19 protein-coding genes and 1 pseudogene are annotated in these 17,005 nt (G+C 58.6%); 8 read left to right on the plus strand and 12 right to left on the minus strand.

Annotated features, from left to right (window positions below):
• Positions 1–6: 6 nt before the first annotated feature.
• Together MED193_RS23365 and MED193_RS21380 are read left to right on the plus strand one after the other, a co-directional pair.
• Positions 7–141: a hypothetical protein gene (locus tag MED193_RS23365; RefSeq protein ID WP_009811872.1), complete on the plus strand. Its 135-nt coding sequence runs from the start codon at positions 7–9 to the stop codon at positions 139–141.
• 23 nt (positions 142–164) lie between these two features.
• Entirely contained in the window at positions 165–950 is a 786-nt protein-coding gene (locus MED193_RS21380) for a hypothetical protein (protein WP_254655483.1), read from the plus strand.
• Positions 951–1,037: 87 nt separating this feature from the next.
• Here MED193_RS21380 and MED193_RS21385 read toward each other — a convergent pair whose 3' ends face one another.
• Both MED193_RS21385 and MED193_RS21395 read right to left on the minus strand, forming a co-directional pair.
• Positions 1,038–1,553, minus strand: a complete 516-nt coding sequence (locus MED193_RS21385) for a hypothetical protein (RefSeq protein WP_198133875.1) — start codon at positions 1,551–1,553, stop codon at positions 1,038–1,040.
• Between the two features lie 179 nt (positions 1,554–1,732).
• Positions 1,733–2,893, minus strand: a complete 1,161-nt coding sequence (locus tag MED193_RS21395) for an ABC transporter substrate-binding protein (protein WP_009811875.1) — start codon at positions 2,891–2,893, stop codon at positions 1,733–1,735.
• A gap of 380 nt (positions 2,894–3,273) precedes the next feature.
• Here MED193_RS21395 and MED193_RS21400 point away from each other — a divergent pair, with 380 nt between their 5' ends.
• Entirely contained in the window at positions 3,274–5,373 is a 2,100-nt protein-coding gene (locus MED193_RS21400; RefSeq protein ID WP_254655484.1) for a TonB-dependent siderophore receptor, read from the plus strand.
• Positions 5,374–5,503: 130 nt separating this feature from the next.
• Here the strand turns inward: MED193_RS21400 and MED193_RS21405 are convergent, their stop codons facing one another.
• From MED193_RS21405 to MED193_RS21445, 9 genes are read right to left on the minus strand one after another with little or no spacing between them, the layout of a single operon-like run.
• Positions 5,504–6,364 (minus strand): energy transducer TonB, encoded by an 861-nt coding sequence (locus tag MED193_RS21405; protein ID WP_009811877.1) that lies wholly within the window; start codon positions 6,362–6,364, stop codon positions 5,504–5,506.
• Positions 6,361–6,744: a biopolymer transporter ExbD gene (locus MED193_RS21410; RefSeq protein ID WP_009811878.1), complete on the minus strand. Its 384-nt coding sequence runs from the start codon at positions 6,742–6,744 to the stop codon at positions 6,361–6,363. Before MED193_RS21410 ends, MED193_RS21405 begins: the two co-directional genes overlap by 4 nt.
• 8 nt (positions 6,745–6,752) lie before the next feature.
• Positions 6,753–7,130 (minus strand): biopolymer transporter ExbD, encoded by a 378-nt coding sequence (locus MED193_RS21415; protein ID WP_009811879.1) that lies wholly within the window; start codon positions 7,128–7,130, stop codon positions 6,753–6,755.
• A 4-nt stretch (positions 7,131–7,134) separates the two neighbouring features.
• Positions 7,135–8,226, minus strand: coding sequence for a MotA/TolQ/ExbB proton channel family protein (locus MED193_RS21420; protein WP_009811880.1), 1,092 nt, complete (start codon positions 8,224–8,226; stop codon positions 7,135–7,137).
• A complete protein-coding gene (locus MED193_RS21425) occupies positions 8,223–9,275 on the minus strand; it encodes a siderophore-interacting protein (protein WP_009811881.1) in 1,053 nt (350 codons plus the stop codon). The genes MED193_RS21420 and MED193_RS21425 overlap by 4 nt, the downstream gene beginning before the upstream one ends.
• Before the next feature lie 9 nt (positions 9,276–9,284).
• On the minus strand, positions 9,285–10,067 hold the full coding sequence (locus MED193_RS21430; RefSeq protein WP_009811882.1) for an ABC transporter ATP-binding protein: 783 nt from the start codon (positions 10,065–10,067) through the stop codon (positions 9,285–9,287).
• Entirely contained in the window at positions 10,068–11,084 is a 1,017-nt protein-coding gene (locus MED193_RS21435; RefSeq protein WP_009811883.1) for an iron chelate uptake ABC transporter family permease subunit, read from the minus strand.
• Positions 11,081–12,112, minus strand: coding sequence for an iron ABC transporter permease (locus tag MED193_RS21440; protein WP_009811884.1), 1,032 nt, complete (start codon positions 12,110–12,112; stop codon positions 11,081–11,083). Before MED193_RS21440 ends, MED193_RS21435 begins: the two co-directional genes overlap by 4 nt.
• A gap of 1 nt (position 12,113) precedes the next feature.
• On the minus strand, positions 12,114–13,076 hold the full coding sequence (locus MED193_RS21445) for an ABC transporter substrate-binding protein (RefSeq protein ID WP_198133876.1): 963 nt from the start codon (positions 13,074–13,076) through the stop codon (positions 12,114–12,116).
• Between the two features lie 400 nt (positions 13,077–13,476).
• Here MED193_RS21445 and MED193_RS21450 point away from each other — a divergent pair, with 400 nt between their 5' ends.
• The 5 genes and pseudogenes from MED193_RS21450 (at position 13,477) to MED193_RS21470 (ending at position 16,354) form a co-directional block, all read left to right on the plus strand.
• The gene (locus tag MED193_RS21450; protein WP_009811886.1) at positions 13,477–13,689 is read left to right on the plus strand and encodes a hypothetical protein; all 213 of its coding nucleotides are present in this window, start codon (positions 13,477–13,479) and stop codon (positions 13,687–13,689) included.
• A 51-nt stretch (positions 13,690–13,740) separates the two neighbouring features.
• Positions 13,741–14,171: pseudogene (locus tag MED193_RS23420) on the plus strand (hydantoinase B/oxoprolinase family protein).
• Between the two features lie 31 nt (positions 14,172–14,202).
• The gene (locus tag MED193_RS21460; protein WP_009811888.1) at positions 14,203–14,943 is read left to right on the plus strand and encodes a S9 family peptidase; all 741 of its coding nucleotides are present in this window, start codon (positions 14,203–14,205) and stop codon (positions 14,941–14,943) included.
• A gap of 66 nt (positions 14,944–15,009) precedes the next feature.
• A complete protein-coding gene (locus MED193_RS21465; protein WP_039967170.1) occupies positions 15,010–15,435 on the plus strand; it encodes a VOC family protein in 426 nt (141 codons plus the stop codon).
• A gap of 190 nt (positions 15,436–15,625) precedes the next feature.
• On the plus strand, positions 15,626–16,354 hold the full coding sequence (locus MED193_RS21470) for an alpha/beta fold hydrolase (protein WP_039967173.1): 729 nt from the start codon (positions 15,626–15,628) through the stop codon (positions 16,352–16,354).
• 78 nt (positions 16,355–16,432) lie between these two features.
• Here the strand turns inward: MED193_RS21470 and MED193_RS21475 are convergent, their stop codons facing one another.
• Positions 16,433–17,005: a DUF6151 family protein gene (locus MED193_RS21475; RefSeq protein ID WP_009811891.1), complete on the minus strand. Its 573-nt coding sequence runs from the start codon at positions 17,003–17,005 to the stop codon at positions 16,433–16,435.

The following is a 17,005-nucleotide window of genomic DNA, read 5'->3' on the forward strand; positions in this document are numbered from 1 at the left end:
CCCCACATGGAAATCGTTACAAAACTCCTGGCGCTGTTCGGGGCCAAGTCCGGGCGCATTGGCGCGATGATCCAAGCCTCTCTTTCGGTGCTCGGGTCGGATATGCGGGTGTTTCTACCTTTCCTCCTGCTTTTTTGCTGAAGGCAGGGCGCGGGCTTCTGGCTTTGTTTTTGCTCTACCTGGGTTTTGTCACCCAGGATTGGGGCCGTGCCTTCCCCGCGATGCTAATCTTCATAGCCTATGTGCCGTTTGAAATGCTGGTGCAATCCTTTGTGCAAGCGACGATGAGCCAGATGGCGCGGGATACGCTGATCGAGGGTCGGATAAGCGGCAAAGAGATTGCCAAAACCCTCCTGGGCAACTTGTTCTCCCTGATGTTCATTGGGGTCATTTCCTACCTTCAGCGTCGCGCCTCAGATAGCAAACAAAGCGGCTTCCTTGGATTTCTGGTCGCTATTTTGGTCTTTGTGGTTGCCGAGGTCTGGGACCTGGTGTCGAACTTTGGCATCTCTGCCATTGTGGTGGAACGGGCGGGTGTTAAAACACTGGTCGCCCGGCTTAAGAAGTTGCGCAGCCATGTGCCAGACACCCTTGTTAGGGTGATCGGCATTGATCTGGTCGACGGCATTGCGCAAACGCTTTTTGCCAGCGGCGTGGTGTTTGGTCTCTTTGGAGGCGGGGCCTTTGGCTATGTTTTTGCCGATAAGCTTCCCGCTTCCTTTCTGGCCCAGTTTGGCGAGGTTGCGGCGAACACGCTGCCCGCGCTTGGTCTGCTTGCCCTGAGCTTTACCTTATCCTCTTTTATCACCTCGGCAACAGTGCTGGCGAAAAGCCTTTATTTCACATGCCTTTATCTTTTTGTTTTGCACAAAGACGATTTGCCAAACAGCCGTTCGCAGGCCTTGGAGCAGATGTTGGCAGAGCGGCAGGTTTGGGGCAAAGGCTGTTGAGTGGCTGTTTTTCGGAACGCTCACTGAAAACGTCGCGAATTCAGCATAATGGTTACGGTGCCCATACCAGCTTCGATCTGGGATCTATCAATCGGATATTGGGGACGAACAGCCAGAAAGTTCGCGTCTCGCTGCTCTCTTCGGCCTGCTGCGAAAGATCGGTGTGGGTTTTCTGCTGTTCAAAACGGTATTCCATGACCACTCGAGCGACCGAGATCGCAATGCAGTGATGGTCGTGCTGCAAGAGCAATTGGAGCGGCACCAAAGCGTGACAGGTCCAGTCTCTACAGCCGAAACATCCTCGGAAAACTCGGTGCTCAGAGCCTCGGGAAGTGCGCCAACTGCAGCTTTTACCTGTGCCACGGCGTCGTTCACCTTGTCGGATGCGGTTGTGAGTGCTTCAGGCGTTTCTGCAAGCATCACCGAGACCATTGCATCCTTCGTCTTACTGGCAGCTTGCATGAGCTGGCTGCTTTGCTTCATTTGGGGAAGTTTATCTTGGGCTAGGCTGTCCATGTCGCCTGCAATGCGCTCAAAGGCGAAGAAAACCGCAAAACCGCAGGCGGCCGAGGTGGCAGCCATCGACACCAGGATCAGGATCATTTTTGCCCTGATGCTAGACAGTGGGTGGCGGCGACGTTTGGCTATCTTTTTTGGCTGTTTCGTCATGTTCAATACCTATTTTCGCGACGCCTTGCGGCATTGCAGAGCCCAGTAAATCCGCCCGTTAGCCGGGCAGATTGTTCTCTTTTGCGCCTCAGCGCTCTAGCGCGGGACCCGGATCAGGATTCTCCGCCAGACGTAACCTTTTCAAAACCGCCATCTTTGGTGATCCTGGTCAAAAAGACGTCGTCCATGCCCTGATTGTCATCTGGGCCAAAGGTCATAGTCACACCACCAAAATCCAAGGTCTGTAGGTCACCAAGGGCTGCAAGATAGGATTCCCGAGTGAGATCGGTTCCTGCTGCATCCAAAGCAGCCAAGGCCAGGCGACCGGTCAGGTATCCTTCTAGAGTGACGAAACCGGGGTTGGCATCGGGATCGACGGCTTTCAGTGCTGCTTGATACTGTGCAACGGCTGGAACAGATGAATCCCACGGGAAAGGAACAACCTGACTGATGATCACGTCTTCACCCGCGTCGCCAAGCTCTTGCGCCAGGGCATCCGAACCAACAAAGGAGATGTTCACAAAGGTTGGATTGAATTTGAGACGGCGGGACAACTTGATGAACTCGGCAACTGGCTTGTAAGCGCCCACCATGACCACTGCATCGGGTTTGGCCTTTTTGATAGTAAGCAGCGCCTTTTTCACCGCAGTTGTGTTGCGCGTATAGGTGCCCTCTGCAACCAAAGTCATGCCGCGGCGTTCCAGAGCGGCGGTCACTCCCGCCAGCCCAACACGACCAAACCCGTCATCCTGGTACAACAAGGCAATGGATTTCATACCCTGTTGGTCAACCAGATACTCAATCCAAGCCTCGGTTTCGGCAAAATAGGTTGCGCGCACATTGAAGACGTTACCCAGGCTCGCATCCCTCAGGAAGCCAGCGCCAGTAAAGGGGCCAACAAAGGGCATATTCGCTTCGGTAGCGATGGGCTGCGTTGCAGAGGCGGTTGGCGTTCCAACTGCCCCGATCAGGCCCAGGTGATTGTTGCCTTCAACAACCGACTTCACAAGCGCAACCGAACGATCAGGTTCGTAGTTGTCATTCATGCTGTCCAGAGTAATTGTACGGCCATGAACACCGCCAGCGGCATTGGCCTCTTCAAAGGCAGCCTGCATGCCAAGACGCATGCCCTGGCCTAGTGCCGCTGCTGGACCTTCAAGAGCAGCGACTTGGGCAAAAGCAATCGAAGTACTGGTCACGCCCTCTTCTGCACTCGTTAACATAGGTAGCGCTGCGATAGCCGCAGCAGCCAAGATAGACTTGTTGAAAGACATCAATCAGACTCCACATAGATGATGGTGAGCCAGCTTGTCGATGAAACGTTAACTTGTGCGGAATGCGGTCGGTCTTTTTTAGTTAAGTTTTTATAGATCTAAGAAAGATTGGGAAGACCTGGAGCTTTCTGCAACCAGTGACCTTTTGGAGGTCACCCGTGATCTCTGTATACGGCGCAGCGACCAGCATTGCAGTTGTCTGACCCGCCGAGGCGAGCGACAGCGATAGTCGGTGAGCCACATTTAAACGTGCCAAATCAGCAACAGTGCGCCCCGCCGCCCCTGTCACACTTGACCTCCCCCAAAGGAGTTCCTACCGCATCAGCACCCAGCTCTCCGTCAGGCAAAAACAATAACCGCAGCACAGGCGGAGATGGGATATGCTATTACACCGAACGACCGTTTCAATTTGGGCTTTGATGGCGGCAACGCCTCTTATGGCCCAGGTTGTTGACCTTCAAGAAATCAATGTCTCGGGCGCGACCGAGGAAGCCTATTTTGGCGAAAGCGTCGCGCTCGACACCGGAACAGTGTCCAAGACCGGCGACAGTATCCTGGAAACCCCCCGCTCCGTCAGCGTGATCACTGCACAGCAGATGGCCGAGCGCGGCGCGCAAAGCGTCGACCAGGTTCTGCAGTACTCGGCCGGGATTGTTGGCGGCCAATGGGGCCAGGATGCCCGCTCGGATTGGTCCCTGATCCGCGGGTTTTCGCCCTCGACGCTGCACGACGGGCTGCCCTCGCGCTATGGGTTTTACAACGATACCAGACCCGAGACTTTTATGCTGAACAGTGTTGAGGTTCTCAAAGGTCCGGCCTCGGGGCTTTATGGCAGCGGCTCTGTTGGGGGGGTGGTCAATACAACCTCCAAAACAGCGGCACAGGATGCGGATAACATGGTGCAGGTTCAGGCGGGCTCCAATGACCGCATGCAAATCGCCGGTGATGTCAGCGGCGATCTGAACGCGGCAGGCACGCTGCGCTATCGCTTTGTCGGGTTGCTGCGGGATTCCAAGGATTCAGTTGATTTTTCCCAGGATGATGCCATTGCCCTCGCGCCTTCGATCACCTGGCGACCCAGCGAAAACACCGAACTGACAGTGCTGGCGAACTACCAGAAAAACGATGGCAGCCCGCTGATCCAGTTTGCCTCGATCTATGGGACATTACTGCCAGCAACCGGCTTTGGCACCGGGACATATCTGGACAGTGACACCTTTATCGGTGAGCCGGGCTTTGACACCTATGACACCGAGCAGCGCGCGATCACTGCGATGTTCAAGCACCGGTTCAATGCGACCTGGAGCATGAATGCAAGTGCGCGCTACCTGGAGGGCGAGTCCCTGTACCAGCACGCCTGGTGGGCTTTTGATAACTTTGGAACCGGGCGCTACAATCCGGATGGCACCATCAACCGGACGTTTTACCGGGCCGAAAATGAGCTGAAGACCTGGGGCTTAGACAGTTACGCAACAGCTGAATACGGCCTGGGCAGCATTGAGATGCGCACTATTCTCGGGGCCAGCTATACTCAGGGTTACTATGACAGCGATACCGGCTATGGGGCCCAGGTCGCACCCATTGATCCTTTCAACCCAACCTATGGCGGGTTCAACCCGATTACGGTGACGGATACGGCGGGTAATACCATCACCGAATGGGGAATCTACCTGCAGCAGCGGGCAGTTTTTCAGGATCGGCTCTTTGTGGATCTCGGTCTGCGCTATGGCGATATCGAGACCGGCACCAGCAATGGCAGCTTTGGCGCCACAACTGTGGCGGCACAGGACAGTGCCTGGACCGGAAACGCCGCGGTGCTCTATCGCTTTGACAACGGCTTGGCGCCTTACCTTAGCTATGCCCAAAGTTTCCGGCAGGATGCTATTGGCGCCGATGTCAATGGAACCCCCTTCAAGCCAACCGAGGGCGAACAGTTCGAACTGGGTCTGAAGTATCAACCCGTGGGAACAGATACCCTGTTGACGGTATCGGCCTTTGACCTGACCAAATCCAACCTGACGGTGGCAGATACCGCCAACCCTGGCTTTCAAGTACAAACCGGAGAGGCACGGTCCAAAGGCTTTGAAGTTGAGGCCTTCCACCGCTTTGGCGATGTCTCTGTCAAATTTGCCTACACCTATCTCGATACCGAGGATGCTGAAGGGGATTACATTGCTCAAGTGCCCAAAAACGCAGCCTCGCTTTGGGTGAATTATGAACCCCTTGATGGGGCGATGGTCGGCTGGAAGCTGGGTGCAGGTATGCGCTACAACGGCGAAGCCTGGGATGGTGCCAGCACCTATCTGACGCCGTCCTATACGCTTTATGATGCGGCGGTGTCCTATGGCCGGGACAACTGGCTGGTGTCGCTGAACCTGCGTAACCTCACCGATGAGCGCTACATGACAACCTGTGGCTCCGGTGCCTGCTACTTTGGTGAAGGCAGAAATGTAGCTCTGACGTTGACATCGAAGTTCTAAGCGCAGCCTGCGTGCGAATGGGTCAGCCGCCGGTTCGCACGCTCCTCCTGCCTCAATAAATGAAGACCCTGCGCGATTTCGCACAGGGTCTTTTTCTTTCTGCGATTGAGCCAGAGGCGAGGTCGGCGAGCTACTTGGCAAAATTCATCGGTAGATTGAAGGTTAGCTGGGCGGCGTCATACCCTTTGGGGGCCTTGGGGAATTTTCCGGCTCGGGCGACGGCCTTTAGCGCCGCTTGATCAAAGGCGGCAACGCCGGAGGATCTGGCGACCCGGTAGTTGACCAACGCGCCGCTGGCCGCCACCGTTATGCGCAGGACCACCCGGCCAGAACCGCGTGCCCCTGCAGGATAGCGTTTGCGTCGCTCAATTCGGGAACGGATTTTCGCCCCCCAGATCGACTGTAACTTTGCCCTTTGCCCAGCCGAGATGGTCGCCGTGCTGGCACCGCCCGCTGCCCCCGCCTGAGCCCCGCCGCCAGATCCGGCAGCCCGCTGTGCTGCGCGACCAGGAGAGGTCTGATTGGAGGTCTGTGCCGTTGGCGGAGACTCGACTGGTTTGGGGGCTGGTTTGGGCCTGGGTTTTGGTTCCGGCTTTGGTTCAGGTTCAGGTTCAGGCTCCGGTTCTGGAGGCGGCGGGGGGGGCGGTGTTGACTGGTCAATCTCCACCACATCCGCCTCTTCAGGTTCTTTTAGGGCCACAAGCACAGCGGCACGCGGGGCGTCGGCCAGTTCAAACTCTGGCATCTGCGGCGCATCTGGTGGTGTCAGGGGCTGTTCCAGCTCCGGGTTTTCCATCTGTCGACGCGGCGGTGGGCGCTCCCAGGTCTCGACCATTTCGGCAACCGTGGCACTGGCGGCTTCGATCGAAACCATGGCCTCGCCTCCGGCACCGCTGGACTGCACGCCAGATTCCGGGGCCGAGGCAAAAAGGCTGACATGAATAAGCGCGGCCAGGCCAGCAAACAGGGTGACTTCGGCTGTGCGTTTCATTGCGGGGTCACCACCAGTTCGGCGCGGGCAAGCCCCGCGGCAGCCAGCTTTTTCAGAATGCCGGCCAGAGAGGTGGCTTCCAGCTTGGCGTCAGCACGCAGCAGCACCACCGGAGCATCGGCACTTGCGCGTGCCAGTTGCTCCAGTGCGGCCTCACCTTCGATGCCGTCAAAATGCATCCGCCCCTCGGCATCTATGTACAGCACAGGCTCAGCTTCGGCTTCTGCTTCAAGATTGGCACCAGGTGGCGTGACCTCAAAGGGTTCGGGCTGCGCCAGATGCGAAGTCATCAGAAAGAAGATCAGCAGCAGAAACACAACATTGATCATCGGCACGATGGATTCCGCGCGGGGGCGTTTCACAGGAGGGGAAAGGTCCATTGCGCGTCTCACTCCACCAGTACGACATTGACCAGCCCGGCGTCGCGCAGCAGGGTCGTCACATCGATGATACGTTGCAGATCAGCCCCATCGCGGCCGCGCAGGATGAGGATATCCTCTGGTGAGGACATCAGGGGGGCAAGCGCCTGGGGCAGGTGACTGTCGGCAACAGGGACGCCATTCAGATCCAGATTACCCGCCCCAATCCCCACCAGACGTGGCGGCCCGGTGTATTCACCGCCGCGCCCGGCAAGGGGCAGCTCCAGAACAGCATCGGTGCCAAAGCGCGAGGCCAACATAAAGAAGACCAGCAGCAAAAAGACCACGTCGATCATCGGGGTCAGGCTGGGTTTGCGCCTCGGGCGCCTGGCTTCGGTGAAATGCATCTCTTTACTCGGCTGCCATGGGGAGATCTTGCGGCGCCTCGGCAACAAACAGGCGGGTGGCACTGTCTTCGATATCTTGGCGGATGCGGGTGATGACGGATTCAAACCAGGTGAGAGCTGCCGAAGCCGGGATGGCCACGGCCATGCCGGCAGCCGTGGTCAACAGCGCTTCCCAGATCCCCCCGGCCAGCAGGGCAGGATCGGCCTTGGAACCCGCCTGTTGCAATGCCTGAAAGGCGGCGATCATGCCCAGAACCGTGCCCAGCAGACCAAGCAGCGGTGCAATGGTCGCGATCAGCTCCAGTGCGCCTAGCCCAGTGCCGGCCTGTGCCAGGTGTTTTTTGGCGATCCTTGCGGTTTCTTCCCGGGCGCGATCCTCGGGGAGATCACGCAGGGCGTCCAACCCGGCGCTGACCACCTTGGAGCGGATACCCATCCGGCCCTTTACGATGGCCAGGGCCGCCGCTGGGTTGCCGGCCTCATAGGCCAAGACCGCCTTGCTGGCCTTGCCTCGGGACCATGCACCGATCAGGGCTAGGCGCCAGATTTTCCATAGGATCAGCGCCAGGGTGATCACCGAAAGCGCCGCGATAGCCCAGATCGAAGGCCCGCCGTCGCGCAGGAATTTCATCGCTTTGCCAGAGGTCTCCTCTGCCAGCTGCAGCATTTCGTCCTGTCGGCTGAGCGGCTCCAGGGCGGGCAGTTCAACAGCTGAACTCGGCGTGGTCTCATCGCCCAATTCGGCATGCGCTGCGGCAGGATCGGAGGCCTCTGGTGAGACGGGAGAGGGAGAGGCGGGCACGGTTGTGGTTGGATTGTTGCTGGCCGTCGCCTCGGCAGCAGGTGTCGCAGGTGCTGCCATTGGCGCGGTGGCCTCTGCCGCTGTGCCTTCGACAGGGGAGGACAGGGTCGGGCGCGCGGCAGTCAAATCAGTTGGTGAGATAGGCGGCGTCGCCAGCCCACTGCCCGTGCTGTCGACAGTGGGCGCGGCTAGGACGGGGGCCGATGGGGCTGGGGTCTGGGCTGTCTCTTGGGCCGCACCATAGGTGGCAGTGGCCAACAACAAGGCAGCGGAGAGAGAGATGTACGGGGTCATGGCTTGCTCCAATAGGCGGCGAGGTAGCTGGTTCCGGGGGCTGGTTTGTTGGCTTTCAGGGCTTCGCGCACGGGCGTTACATCCGACTTTTCGCTGGCCAGCCAAAGGAAGTGATCCGGGTGTTTTTGATGTGCTGCGCGGGCGCGGTCTGCCAGGTCATGCGCTTCTGCTCGGCTGAGCCAAGTGACGGTTACACCGGCGGGGGCGCTGATCGGGTAACCACAATCCGCGCCATTGGCGGCGACCAGGGTCACTTGGCCCTCGCTATTGGCAGGTAGGGTCTCGAGAATGCGCGCCACCGCTGGAAAGGCGGTTTCATCGGCAAAGATGCAGACCTTGGAACTTTCTGGAATGCCACCGCCGCCGGGCCCTGCAATGACCAGCAGGTCCCCAGTGCTGGCGTTCCGTACCCAGTTGGTCACGCGCCCCCCGTCGTGCAAGAAGACATCAAAATCCATCAGCCCGGAAACTCGGTCGATCCAACGGGTGGTATAGGCCGGGCGGTGCAGCGCCTTTTCCCCTTTGGGCCAGACCGTGGCACCATTTTCGGCAAGGCTGGGCCATTCCGGTTCGCTACAATCGGCGGCAGGCAAGAGTAGACGGAAATGGATGGCGTCATCCTGAAAACTGCTCAGATCATCGGCCTTGATGCGCACCCGAAGGAAGGCGGTTCCCACCGGGGTGATTGAGACGACCCGGGTAAAATGAAGATTTGGCGGGCGATTGGGCAGGGTTGCGCTATCTGACCAGCGCAGATCCTTTGCCGCCTCGGGCAGCAGGTGGGTCAGGGTTTCGCTAAAGCTATCCTTGAGCATGAACAAACGGTCCGGCAGCGCTGCTGAAATCCGAATGCGGATCCCCTCTTGTGTGGGTTCAAATCGGTACAGCCCAAAGGAGGGCACCTCAATGCTGACCGCAGTCTCGCTGTCCTCCACGACCTGCAGCTCGTGCTCTTGGGCCTGGTTCAGCATCACCTGCCGCATGTCGGCATAAGACAGACCGGTCAGCAGGGCGGTGGCATCAATTGGGAAATTTTGGTTTATCGTCATGCTACAGTCCTATTCGGGGATGACATGGGGGGTGCCGTGCACCGGGTCGGAAATGATCTGACATCTAAGATCAAAGACCTGTTCCATGTTGTTTCGGGTGACGACCTCGGCTGGGCTGCCTTTGGTGAAGATGGCGCCCGCGCGCAGGGCGATGATGTGATCTGCAAAGCGCGCGGCCAGATTGATGTCATGGAGCACCATGGCCACGGTTTGGTTGCTTTGCTGGTTGAACGACTGGATCAGGGACAGAAGCTCGATCTGATGCGGCAGATCCAGGTAGGTTGTCGGCTCATCCAACAGCAGGATCTCGGTGTCCTGCGCCAGGGCCATTGCAATCCAGGCGCGTTGCCGCTGACCACCAGACAGGGCCTCAAGAGGGCGGTTCGCATAGGGGGCCATGCCGGTCAGCTCCAGTGCCCGGCCCACAGCCTCGGCGTCCTGGTGAGACCATTGTCGCAGTGCCGATTGATGGGGCGTGCGGCCACGCGTCACCAGATCCTGCACTGTCAGCCCCTCGGGGGCGCTGGGCGATTGAGGTAGGATAGCCAAGCGCTGCGCAACTGAGCGGTTGGCCTGTTTGTGGATGCTCTTACCATCCAGCAAGACCTCGCCGCTGTCGGGTTTTTGCAGCCGCGCCAGGGATCTGAGCAAGGTGGATTTTCCGCAGGCATTGGGCCCGACAATGACGGTGATCTTGCCATCCGGAATATCAGCGGTCAGATCTTTCAGGATCGGGGTCTTGGCAAAGGCAACCGACAGGGCTTTGGCGTGCAGGCGGGCAGGGGCATTCATTCAGAGCTTTCCTTTGCGAAATTGAACCATCAGTAGCCAGATCATCACCGGGCCACCGATCAGGGCGGTAAAGACGCCCGCGGGCAGTTGAATGCTGGGAACCATGCGAGAGGCCGTATCCGCTGCCAGCACCAGCAGGGCGCCAATGACAGCTGCGCCCAGCAGGGCGGGTTTGCCATTGGGCACTAGGGCACGCGCAATTGGTCCGGCGGCAAAGGCGACAAAGGGCAGTGGGCCGGCGGTGCAAACGGCAAGGGCCGCCAGCAGAATGCCCAGACCGGTGAGCCCCAGGCGCAGCGGCGACAGCCGCAGGCCCAGGCTGCTGCTCAGGTCATCCGACAGGCCAAGCCGGGCCAAGGGGAAATGGATCCAGAATAGCGCCGGAGCCAAAAGGAGCACCCCGGACCATACAATAGTGACATCCTGCCAATCGCGCGCGTTCAGCGTGCCTATCAACCATTCTGCCATATCGGCGGCGGTTCTGGCGTCGGTCCGGCTCAGCAGCAGGTCGGACAGGGCCGCCAGAGCGAAGCCAATGCCAAGCCCAATCAGCACCAGGCGTTGGGGGGGCAAGCCCTCTTTCCAGGCCAGGCTTACAACCAGAATGGCTGTGAGCAGCGCGCCGATCAAGGCTCCCAGCAGCACATTGCCGCCGGTCAGAATAATCGCGATTAGGGCACCACAGCTGGCGCCTGCGTTGAAGCCAATGACATCCGGCGAGGCCAGCGGATTGCGCATCATGGTTTGAAACATTGCCCCCGAGAGGCCAAAACAGGCACCGGCCCCCAGGGCTGTCAAGATCCGTGGCAGGCGGTGATCCATCAGGATCATTCTTTCAATCTCTGAACCTGCGCCCAACAGCACGCTGAGCCAGCTGGTCTCAGTAAAGGGATAGCTGCCAAGCCGTAGCGCCAGAACCGAGCCCACTTTGACCAACAGCAAGAGGCAGGAGCCAACAGCAACGGCACGGGCTGAGAAGGACAGGGATAGGAAGGGCAGGCGCAGGCTCCAGTTCATAGCGCAGTGCTCCCGTCGCGGCGGATCAGCCAGACAAGTGCGGGTCCTCCCAGAAGGGCGGCCATCACCCCGGCCTGCATATTGCCGCCAAAGACCGGCAAGCGCCCAATGAGATCGGCCAGGATCATCAGCCCGGCCCCCAGAAACGCGGAAAACAACAGGCACCAGCGCATATCCGCGCCCGAAAATCGCCGCGCCATATGGGGCACGATCAGACCCACAAAGGCGATAGGACCGGCCATCGACACTGTGGCACCGCAGAGGCAGACAATGGCACAAACGGCAAGCCCACGCGCCAGCCCAACCCGCAGGCCCAGGCTGCGGGCGGTGTCCTCGCCCAACATCATGGCGTTCAGGTTGAAGGAAGAAACCGCCGCAAAGGCCGCGCCCAAGGCAAAGAAGGGCAGCAGAGCCGCCAGCGTTGGCATCTCAATTCCGTCCAAACCGCCCAGCACCCAAAAGCGATAGACATCCAGGCTGCGCTGGCTGATCAGCAAGAGGCTGCGCCCAAGCGCCAGAAACAGCGCACTGAGAGCCGCACCTGCCAGGATCAGCCGCAGCGGAGTACCCCGACCTGCGCCGCCCAGGAAGAACACCAAAACCGTACTGAGCAACCCGCCCCCCATGGCAACCCAGACAAAGGAGGCCGGGTCGGAGATGCCCAACAAGAAGATGCAGAGGATAACCCCCAGCGATGCCCCGCCATTGATGCCCAGCAATCCGGGATCTGCCAGCGGGTTTCGGGTCAGGCTCTGGATCAAGGCACCGGAACCGGCCAGAGCGCCCCCCGCCAGCCAGGCGGCCAACAATCTAGGCAGCCGCATGCCCTGTATGACCAGATGATCAGCTCTTGTGGCATCATAGGCCACAAAGGACTCCCAGATATTGTCCCAGCTGATTGGGCGCAGGCCGAAGCGCAGCGACAGGGCCGACAGAAGGAGCAGGCTCAACAGGACCGTCAGCAGCCAGATCTGGCGGGTGGAGGCGCGACGCTCAGAGCGCGGCGATGTGGTTTCGAGAATGGTCATGTCAAAACCCTTCTGGCAGCAGGCCTGCCTCGGCGGTGCTGGCAACTGGGGTGGCAGGGTCGCCATCCATGGCGGCTTCCAGCAGGGGCACCAGGCGATCCAGCGCATAGTTCAGGCTCAGCGGGCTGGAATGGGACAGGGCGGCGGAGAGCAGCACGTCAGCATAGATCTCGCGGCCCTCCCCATAGGCACGCAGGGTCGGGCGCAGGGACATCCGTTCGAGCTGACTGACAGAGCCGCCTGCATCCAGCCAAATGAGGGCTTCAACATCGATGGGGGACAGGTCTTCTGGTGGGATCAGCGCGTAGTAATTATTGAATGAAGCCCGGGTGTTGATGGCTTCCGGCACCTTGAAGCCCAGGGCTTCTATAAACTGGCCGCGGATATCGCGGGCGTTATAGGCCCCTATCTGGCCTGCCCAGACCATAACGGAACTGGCCCCTTCCCACTCTGGATGGGCCTGGCGAATGTCATGAAAGCGCGCGTCAATGCCGGCGATGATCTCTTCAGCCTGCTCCAGGCGTCCCGTGGCGCGCCCCAGAGTCCGCAGCATCTCCTGCCAGGGGGTGCCATAGTCTCCAAAACGCGTCTGCGGCGGCACGGTTGGGGCAATGCGTGATAGCAGTTGATATTCACGCCTCGTCATTCCGGACCATTGACCCACAATCAGATCCGGCTGCATTGCCGCGATGGCCTCAATATCGATTTCGCCCTGCATGACGATCGGCGTGGCCTCACCCAATGCCTCGACTGCCCAGGGCCAAACGCCATAGGGATGTGGGCCGAACCATTTGCGCAGCGCATGCGGTGGCTCACCCAGAGCCAACAAGAAATCGTGCCCAATAAAACTGAGAGACACGATACGACTTGGTTCAGATTGAACCCTCGTCTCGCCGTATTGGTGTTCGATAAAAACAGGAAAGGCTTGAGATTTGGCCTCCTTAGAGGGCAACGTGAAAGCCAAGACAGCTGCAAGTAGACCCAGTTGAAGGAACCGGATTGGAAACCATGAAGATCCAATATCCGAAAGGACCGAAGGTATTGAGACGAAGCTAGGGCGCACCAGACTGCTCCAACGCGCTGTGACAGGAACGATCCTACACAGCTATTGTGGGGTATGGCTGGGCGTTGAAGAGGAGGGAAACTCTGCAACACCTTGCTTCGATGAAAAGGTATGAGACGGACCCATATTTTTCCTTACAGGTTTTGTCAAGAATTGTGGTGAACCAAGAACCTAAAACCTAATTGTCTGGAAGTTTGGAGAAGGTATCGCGCTGCAATCTCACCCAAACCGATGTTCATGGGGGGAGACTGCGGCATTCGAAGATGAGTACCGCAAACAGTTCTCGCGCCCGGTTCCGGGCATGAAGATCGAGACCCTGAACTGGTCAGTCCAGGTTGCCACGAAAGATGGTCAAATCCTGCCTGCGTCTCAGGCTACTGATAATAAGGCTTTTGTCGCCTACGAAACCCGTCCAATCACCTGTGACGTCGAGGGCACCACCAAAAAAGCCGCTTTTGTTGCACGTGCGGATCTTAGCCCCGGCGGCATCTACATGACAAATGATCCTGGCTGACCTAGGGGCATCGCTAAGGTGTCCGAGGGCATCTATAAGAACGTGCTAAAGATGGACGGTTATGAAAACGAGCTGGAGCTGCATGCCGCGCTGACCGTGCCCAAAGATAGCATGCATGTGGATTTCAGCGGAACTACATGTCTTTCAAAGAAGGGGACCAATGTGCCGCTGAACTACGCCACCGCCTATACTGTGTTTGCGCTACGCTGTTTGGTTGGTCGGATATCCGCAATAATGCGGGATCTCTGGCACCATTCACAGTTGATGGACCCAAGAGCTGTATTCTGAATGCCCAACATCCGGCACCTATTGTGATGCGTCACACTTTGGGTCAGGTCCCACCTGATCTGCTACTGGCCTGTCTGCATCAGGCATTGCCTGACAAGGTTACTGCCGAAGGCGCGAGTTGTAGGTTCGACCTCACCCCGCGCGAGGATAGGGGAAGGGGCGATTTGACAATTGCAGCGCAGCGTTTTGCGTGACACATCTGGGATTAACGTGGGAGGCACAGAAATGGCGGCAACGAAGTTCTTAGAGACCGAGCAGGGGCGTTCGATCGCCTATCACTTTCACAGTGGACGCGGGCCAACAGTGGTATTCCTTGGGGGGCTCAAATCCGATATGGAAGGGACCAAGGCTGTCCACCTGGAAGCCTGGGCCCAGGCCGCTGGATTAGCTTTTTTGCGGTTTGACTATTCCGGTCACGGAGAGAGTTCTGGGTCTTTTGAACAAGGCTGCATTGGTGATTGGCACGAGGATACTCTGGCCGCTGTTTCCGCTTTGACCACTGGTCCCCTGTTGATTGTTGGCTCCTCCATGGGGGGATGGCAGGCCTTGTTGTTGGCCAAGGCTATGCCAGAGCGTATTCAAGGCATGGTGACCATTGCTGCCGCACCTGATTTCACGGAAGATGGCTATTGGGCCAGTTTCAGCGAGGCTCAAAAGGCGGAGCTGGAGGCTCAGGGCTATGTTGAGCTGCCAAGTGATTATATGGAGCCCTATCGCATCAGCAAAACAATGATTGAGGACGGGCGCAAGCGGCTGGTTCTGCGTAGGCCGCTGGACTTGCCCTTCCCGGTGCGCTGCTTGCAGGGGACGGCGGATACCGCTGTCTCGACTGAGACCGCACTGCGGCTGATGGAGCATGCGCGCTGCCAAGACATGCGTTTGAACCTGGTGAAGGATGCGGATCATCGGTTTTCTGATGAGGCCTGTCTGCGCCTCATTGAAGCCGCCATAACTGAGCTCTTGTAGCCGCTGCGCTTCTGGAGTTGGTTTTTGGGGCTGCGGAGCTTTGGAAAGGGAGGAGAGCTTATGTCAATGGAACAGAGAGTGAGTTTGATCACGCTTGGGGTGGCGGATGTTGAAAAGGCTGCCGCCTTTTATGCGGCACTTGGCTGGCAAGCTGCAGAAAGCCCGGACGGTGTGGTTGCCTTTGATCTGATTTCGCAGACGCTGGGGCTTTATCCCCTAGACAAATTGGCGGAGGATATTGGCCTGCCCATTGAAGCCCTTGGCACCGGGGCGATGACATTGAGCCACAATACCCGCAGCAGCCAAGAGGTGGACGCGCTGTTGGCGCTTGCACGCAAGGCTGGGGCGGAGATTTTGCGGCCTGGGGGTGAGGTGTTTTGGGGGGGCTACATCGGCTATTTTCGTGCGCCAGATGGCCATATCTGGGAGATTGCACATAATCCGTTTTCGCCGCTGGCTCAGAATGGTGCGTTTCGTTGGAATGGGTATTGAATTTTCACAGGCCTCTAAGCGAGCCTGCAAAGAACGGCAGTGCTTTGGCGCTGGGTCACGCGAAATCTCGCTTGCCCCGAAGGGCAAGTCACCGCAAGAGTAAGCTTGGAGGCAATCACCACGCGTGAAACCTCCCATTGCTATTTCAATCGATAGTTTTGCAGATCAACAAGACAAAGGGCAAACCAGCATGGAGCAAGCAGGGAACTGGGGTCGAGAACCAGTGGTGTTTTTGCCGGGCATGATGTGTGATGCGCGGGTTTTTACGCCTCAGCTCAATGCCCTTTCTGCGCTGACTCCGGTTATGGTTGCCCCCCTGCATGGGGGGGCGAGGGTAGAAGATATCGCCCTTCATATTCTCGCCATGTTGCCAGAGAAGTTTGCGCTGGTTGGTTTGTCCATGGGGGGCATCGTGGCGCTGGAGCTACTGCGTCGTGCCCCGGAACGGATCACCCGGTTGTGCCTGATGGCGACAACCCCGCTATCCGAGACCCCGGATCAGGCAGCCATGCGCGAGCCACTGATCATCAGCGCCCGTACCGGCGGGTTGGAAAAAGCCCTGCAGCTCTCCCTGCCGCCAGAGGTGCTGGCACCCGGGACACGTCGATTGGAAATTCTCAATCTGGTGCGCGAGATGGGCATGGAGCTGGGGGCAGAGCTTTTTGTTGATCAAAGCCGGGCCTTGCAGCGTCGACTTGATCAGCAGGCGACAGCCCGGCGCTGTCAGGTGCCGACGCTTATTCTGTGCGGAGAATATGACCGCCTGACGCCAGTCAAACGTCATGAATTCATGGCCGGGTTGATCCCCCATGCAGGGCTAGAGGTTATTGCAGGCGCTGGGCATTTGCCCGGACTGGAACAGCCCGAAGCAGTGAACCGCGCCTTATTGCATTGGCTGGCGGCACCATCGGGCACTTGAACCCGCTGTGCATTCAGCGCCCTCCGGAACTGATGAGTGGCGGGTAGGATGCTGCGAGAGCTGCGCGGCGCGCCAGGATCAGGAATAGAGCTTGGCGCGGGCCTCTTTTGAGAGCACTTCAGGCTCCGCTACGGGTTCGCCTGTTTCAGCATCAAAAAACGGTGTCTTCCGCCAGAGGCCTGACAGTCGCGCGGTAATCATGCGGGAAAAAATCCCAAAGACCATGCGGGCCATGCCTTTGTTTTGAGGTGGTTTTCCAGGGCGGGGAATATTGGCCTCAGCTTTGACTTTGCCCAGAGCCTCGGTTTCCTCAAAAAGATCTGTTCTCACGCCGACAAAGGCCAGTTGCGGTTTTGACAGGGTATTGGCAAAGGGCGTGCCACAGCAGCCCGCATACCAGCGAAACAGGCCCTTGGGGCCGAGCCGCAAAAGGCGCAGGTGTTCTCCGCCCTTTGTGATGGTGATGGCATGCGGAGCCAGTTGAAACAGATCGACCCCATCAACCGGGTCAGGTTGATGGTGATGAAGCTCAGCGGCACGACAATCCGCACAATGGCAGATCAGCCTCAGCCCGGATTTGTTCCCCTCTGCCGAGACATGCCCAGCGAAACTGCCGCATGAGCAGGAAAAGCCGAACTTTTCGTTGCTCAT

It is taken from the genome of Roseobacter sp. MED193 (assembly GCF_000152965.1).
Taxonomy (GTDB): Bacteria; Pseudomonadota; Alphaproteobacteria; order Rhodobacterales; family Rhodobacteraceae; genus Pseudophaeobacter.

What these genes read in the sequence shown, in the direction of transcription:
- MED193_RS23365 (WP_009811872.1), top strand. Translation starts at nt 7, where the DNA reads ATGGAAATCGTTACAAAACTCCTGGCGCTGTTCGGGGCCAAGTCCGGG.
- MED193_RS21385 (WP_198133875.1), bottom strand. Translation starts at nt 1,553, where the DNA reads ATGATCCTGATCCTGGTGTCGATGGCTGCCACCTCGGCCGCCTGCGGT.
- MED193_RS21395 (WP_009811875.1), bottom strand. Translation starts at nt 2,893, where the DNA reads ATGTCTTTCAACAAGTCTATCTTGGCTGCTGCGGCTATCGCAGCGCTA.
- MED193_RS21400 (WP_254655484.1), top strand. Translation starts at nt 3,274, where the DNA reads ATGCTATTACACCGAACGACCGTTTCAATTTGGGCTTTGATGGCGGCA.
- MED193_RS21405 (WP_009811877.1), bottom strand. Translation starts at nt 6,364, where the DNA reads ATGAAACGCACAGCCGAAGTCACCCTGTTTGCTGGCCTGGCCGCGCTT.
- MED193_RS21410 (WP_009811878.1), bottom strand. Translation starts at nt 6,744, where the DNA reads ATGGACCTTTCCCCTCCTGTGAAACGCCCCCGCGCGGAATCCATCGTG.
- MED193_RS21415 (WP_009811879.1), bottom strand. Translation starts at nt 7,130, where the DNA reads ATGCATTTCACCGAAGCCAGGCGCCCGAGGCGCAAACCCAGCCTGACC.
- MED193_RS21420 (WP_009811880.1), bottom strand. Translation starts at nt 8,226, where the DNA reads ATGACCCCGTACATCTCTCTCTCCGCTGCCTTGTTGTTGGCCACTGCC.
- MED193_RS21425 (WP_009811881.1), bottom strand. Translation starts at nt 9,275, where the DNA reads ATGACGATAAACCAAAATTTCCCAATTGATGCCACCGCCCTGCTGACC.
- MED193_RS21430 (WP_009811882.1), bottom strand. Translation starts at nt 10,067, where the DNA reads ATGAATGCCCCTGCCCGCCTGCACGCCAAAGCCCTGTCGGTTGCCTTT.
- MED193_RS21435 (WP_009811883.1), bottom strand. Translation starts at nt 11,084, where the DNA reads ATGAACTGGAGCCTGCGCCTGCCCTTCCTATCCCTGTCCTTCTCAGCC.
- MED193_RS21440 (WP_009811884.1), bottom strand. Translation starts at nt 12,112, where the DNA reads ATGACCATTCTCGAAACCACATCGCCGCGCTCTGAGCGTCGCGCCTCC.
- MED193_RS21450 (WP_009811886.1), top strand. Translation starts at nt 13,477, where the DNA reads ATGAAGATCGAGACCCTGAACTGGTCAGTCCAGGTTGCCACGAAAGAT.
- MED193_RS21460 (WP_009811888.1), top strand. Translation starts at nt 14,203, where the DNA reads ATGGCGGCAACGAAGTTCTTAGAGACCGAGCAGGGGCGTTCGATCGCC.
- MED193_RS21465 (WP_039967170.1), top strand. Translation starts at nt 15,010, where the DNA reads ATGGAACAGAGAGTGAGTTTGATCACGCTTGGGGTGGCGGATGTTGAA.
- MED193_RS21470 (WP_039967173.1), top strand. Translation starts at nt 15,626, where the DNA reads ATGGAGCAAGCAGGGAACTGGGGTCGAGAACCAGTGGTGTTTTTGCCG.
- MED193_RS21475 (WP_009811891.1), bottom strand. Translation starts at nt 17,005, where the DNA reads ATGAGCAACGAAAAGTTCGGCTTTTCCTGCTCATGCGGCAGTTTCGCT.